The 3,720-nt window shown below is 67.2% G+C and carries 4 protein-coding genes and 1 pseudogene; 3 read left to right on the top strand and 2 right to left on the bottom strand.

From position 1 onward, the window contains the following. The coding region (locus tag VHR41_15130; protein HEX3235530.1) for an IS66 family transposase at window positions 1-1,308 on the top strand (1,308 nt) is incomplete at its 5' end. On the opposite strand, the gene VHR41_15125 is transcribed toward VHR41_15130, so the two are convergent. Beyond that, window positions 1,260-1,721 carry a group II intron maturase-specific domain-containing protein gene (locus tag VHR41_15125; GenBank protein ID HEX3235529.1) on the bottom strand — a complete coding sequence of 154 codons (462 nt, stop codon included), beginning with the start codon at window positions 1,719-1,721 and terminating at the stop codon, window positions 1,260-1,262. The two genes, VHR41_15130 and VHR41_15125, sit on opposite strands and share 49 nt — an antisense overlap. After that, entirely contained in the window at window positions 1,721-2,587 is an 867-nt protein-coding gene (locus VHR41_15120) for a reverse transcriptase domain-containing protein (protein ID HEX3235528.1), read from the bottom strand. Before VHR41_15120 ends, VHR41_15125 begins: the two co-directional genes overlap by 1 nt. 512 nt (window positions 2,588-3,099) lie before the next feature. Here VHR41_15120 and VHR41_15115 point away from each other — a divergent pair. Further along, window positions 3,100-3,366, top strand: a pseudogene (locus VHR41_15115) (transposase domain-containing protein). A gap of 98 nt (window positions 3,367-3,464) precedes the next feature. Further along, window positions 3,465-3,720, top strand: a 256-nt coding sequence (locus VHR41_15110) for a hypothetical protein (GenBank protein ID HEX3235527.1), incomplete at its 3' end; no start/stop codon positions are given.

Below are 3,720 nucleotides of genomic sequence, written 5' to 3'. Positions count from 1 at the left end.
GTGATCGACGTCGCCCAGCTCCCGCTCGATCTCGAGGATCTGGCCGTCGGGCCCACCCCTCCGCCACCGCCCGCCAACGATGAGGGCATGGCTGAGCGCAAGGCGGATCGACCCCGCCGGCCGGCAATGCGCAATATCGGCGCGCTTCCCAAGCATCTGCCGCGGTGCGAGGAGGTGATCGAGCCCGAGACCACGGTCTGCCCCTGCTGCTCCGGGGCGCTCCATCGGATTGGCGAGGAGACGCGCGAGGCTCTCGACGTGGTCCCAGCCTTTGTGCGGGTGAAGCGAACGATCTTCCCGAAGTACGCGTGCCGGACCTGTGAGGGAGCGATCGTCCAGGCCAAGAGCCCGCCCCGCCTGGTCGAGGGCGGCATGGCCACAACCGCGCTGATCACCCATGTCGCGGTCTCCAAGTTCGCCTGGCACATCCCGCTGTATCGGCAGGCTCAGATCTTCAAGGGTCAAGGCGTGCGCCTCGACCGCTCGACCCTGGCGCTGTGGATGAAGCGGGCCGCGTGGTGGCTGAAGCCGCTCTACGAACGCCAGCTGGCCGCCATCCTCGCCGGATCACGCGTGTTCAGCGATGAGACGCCAATGCCCGTCCTCGATCCGGGACGCGGGCAGACCAAACGGGGCCAGTTCTGGAGCCATGCTGTTGATGATCGCCCGTGGGGCGGCCCGGCCCCGCCCGCGGTCGCTTATGTTTATGCCGAGGGGCGCTCGATGGCGGATCTCGCCTCCCAGGTCCAAGGCTTCACAGGCATTCTCCAGGTGGACGGCTATGGCAGCTACAAGGGGCTGGCCCGCCGTCATCCCCAGATCCAACTCGCGTTCTGTCTGGCCCATGCCCGTCGCAAGTTCGTCGCCGTCTACAAGGCCACTCACGCTCCACTCGCGCGCGACGTCATCGCCAGCTTGGGCGAGGTTTATGCGATCGAGGCGCAGATCCGAGGGCGCAGCGCCGAGGAGCGGCGCGCCGTCCGGCAGGCCGAGACGAAGCCGATCATGGATGCCCTGAAGACGACCTTGATGACCGCCTTGGCCGAGCTTCCGAGCCGGTCGAGCTTGGTTGAGGCGATCAAATATATGCTCGGCCACTGGGCTGGTCTCATCGTGTTCTTGGAGGACGGTCGGATCGAGGTGGGTAGAGTCGAGGACGGGCGCGGTAGCTTGGGCCTTGTGTGGCAACGCTCCGTTTCCCGTCCCCGCTCGTCAAACCGGACGTGCGGATTTCCCGCATCCGGCTTTCTCCCGATCCATCAGACCTTCGCTCTCGGCAGGTCGGCGCGCCGCATCGGGACGCGGTAGAGGCCGAGTGTCCCGTAGAGGCACTCGTCCGGGATCTGGCGGAACCCGGTGCCTCGTCGTCCCGTGCGGCGCATCAACCAGCGCCGGATACGCCGCTCCGTGTAGGTCCGGACGCGGTCATAGATGTCCATGACCGGGCCCTGGTCGAAGTAGCCGCACCAGCCGCGAAGCAGGCTGCTGATACGGGCCACCGTGCTCTCCGGGGTGTCCGGGTACCATTGCCGCGTGGTCCGCTCGTGGATCCGTCGGAGCAGGCCCTTGACCGACTTCCGCGACGGCCGGGTGCCGATGTAGGCGCGCCCGTCCTTGCCGTGGAAGCGGCCGATCGTGTAGCCGAGGAAGTCGAACGCCTCCTCGGGCAACCGGGCGATCCGGGTCTTGGCCGTGTTCACCTCCAGCCCGAGCCGCGTCATCAGCGCCTGCGTCCTCGCCAGCGCCGCCTCGGCGTTGCCGGGACGGCAGCAGATGACGAAGTCGTCGGCGTAGTTGACGACATGGGCGTCGAGCTGGTCCCGGTGGCCATGACCATGCCGGCCAGCAGGAAGCGCCGGAAGTACAGGTTCGCCACCAAGGGCGAGATCACTCCGCCCTGCGGCACGCCCCGCTTGGTCCGGCGCGCCTCGGTGGTCTGCACCGCGCGTTCGCCGATGAACTCCACCACGGGGGCCGTTAGCCAGCCCTTGATGGTGTGGAGGAGACGCCCATCGGCGATGCGGCGGGACAGGCAGCGCATCAAGGGCGCGTGCGGGATCGAAGTGAAGTAGTCGCGCAAATCCGCGTCGACCACCTCCCGCCGCCCGTGCTGCGTCACGTGCCAGTAGACCCGGCGGAGGGCCATCTTGGCGTCCAACCCGGGGCGGAAGCCGTACTGCTGCGGCAGCAGGTCCGCCTCGAAGATGGGACCGATCACCAGCAGCGCCGCCATCCCGACCACGCGGTCGGCGATGCACGGGATGCCGAGTGGCCGACGCCCTCCGTTGCTCTTCGGTATCCACACGCGCAGGAGGGGCTTGGGCGCGTACTGTCCCGAAATCAGCTCCTCCCGCAGCTCTTCCAGCCACCGCTCGCTACCCTGGGCCTCGATCTGGGCAAAGCTCACGCGGTCCACCCCGGCCGCCCCCGCGTTGGCGCGGCAGCGTCCGTAGGCGTCCTGCAGGACGTCCTTGCGGCAGACCTTGTCCCAGAGGGAGTAGAAGCGGAAGGCCGGTTCAGCCTTCGCTTTCGCCTGCAGCGAGGTCCGGAGCGTCTCAACCGTTGCAGCGGGTGTTGGTAGACCCATGGTCAATCACCGGGCTGTCGGCCCTTCCCTCGCTCGGATCGGGTCAGGGCCCCTTCCCTCCGCCGGCGTTACCCGGCCTCGACGGTACTACGAGCCCATCCGCCATCTGCGGTCGCCGGTGCTGGCCCTTGCGGGTTCACCGTTGGCATGGAGATGCCGCTCCACCCCACGTCCGCAGACTTCCCTTGTTGCGCACTGCCCATGTCCCGTGCGTGCCGCCACCACTACCCCGGTGGGATCGCCGGCTGCCTGTCTCGCTCGCTTCGCCGGCGACGACGGCCTTCCCCGTTAGTGTGGCGGGTCGGCTCCCACATTGACTGTTTCGAGGCCTGCTCGGTGTTCACTCGCGTTGCGGCCCGCACGGTCCGCTGTCCCCCTTACGGGGTCTTTTCTCGGGGTGCTTCAGACCATTCGTCGCCTCCTGATCCGCCCCGAGTGCTTCCGGCTGGAGCGAGAGTGTGCCGGCCTGGGTTTCCACCAGGGAGAGCAGTGCACCTTGACAAGGCACACACACGAACACGGTTGAACGGACCATGCGGCCGATTGCACTTGGCCGTAAGAATGCACTCTTCGCTGGGAGTGAGAGCGGAGCCCGGACCTGGGCGATCCTGGCCAGTCTGATCAACACGGCGAAGCTGAACGACCTCGATCCGCAGACCTATCTGGTGGATGTGCTCGAGCGGATGATCTCGGGGCGCACGCCGGTCAACCGACTGGACGAGTTGCTGGCCTGGAACTGGAAGACCGCACGGGACGCTCTGGCGACTGCTGCGGCATAACCAGCGCTGGACAGCCGCGCCACACGTCAACATCTGACGAGCACACCACCACTGGCCACCGCCAACCGCACCTGCTTGCGGAGAGACGGAGGACCTCTATGGACCTTGAGACCGCGATCCAAGCCTTCGCGAGCACCGAGAATGATCTCCCGCAGGAAGCCGCGGAATGGGCACTCGACCACTGGGATGAGGTCGCCCCTGAACTGCTCGGCATACTGGAGCGCTTCGCCAGCGGTGTGGATCGGTCGGATGAGGCTGCGAGGGCAATCTTCGTCCTCCTCCACCTCGCGGGCGAGCGGCAGGACACGCGCGTGTTCCCGCTCTTGTGCCGTCTTGCACGGGACGGTGAGGCTT

Source organism: Gemmatimonadales bacterium, assembly GCA_036265815.1.
Taxonomy (GTDB): domain Bacteria; phylum Gemmatimonadota; class Gemmatimonadetes; order Gemmatimonadales; family GWC2-71-9; genus CAVVWJ01.
This window is presented reverse-complemented; position numbering and strand designations above follow the sequence as displayed.

Excerpts from the sequence above, each read along its gene's own strand:
- VHR41_15120 (HEX3235528.1), bottom strand. The coding sequence starts at position 2,587 with ATGGGTCTACCAACACCCGCTGCAACGGTTGAGACGCTCCGGACCTCG.
- VHR41_15125 (HEX3235529.1), bottom strand. The coding sequence starts at position 1,721 with ATGACGCGGCTCGGGCTGGAGGTGAACACGGCCAAGACCCGGATCGCC.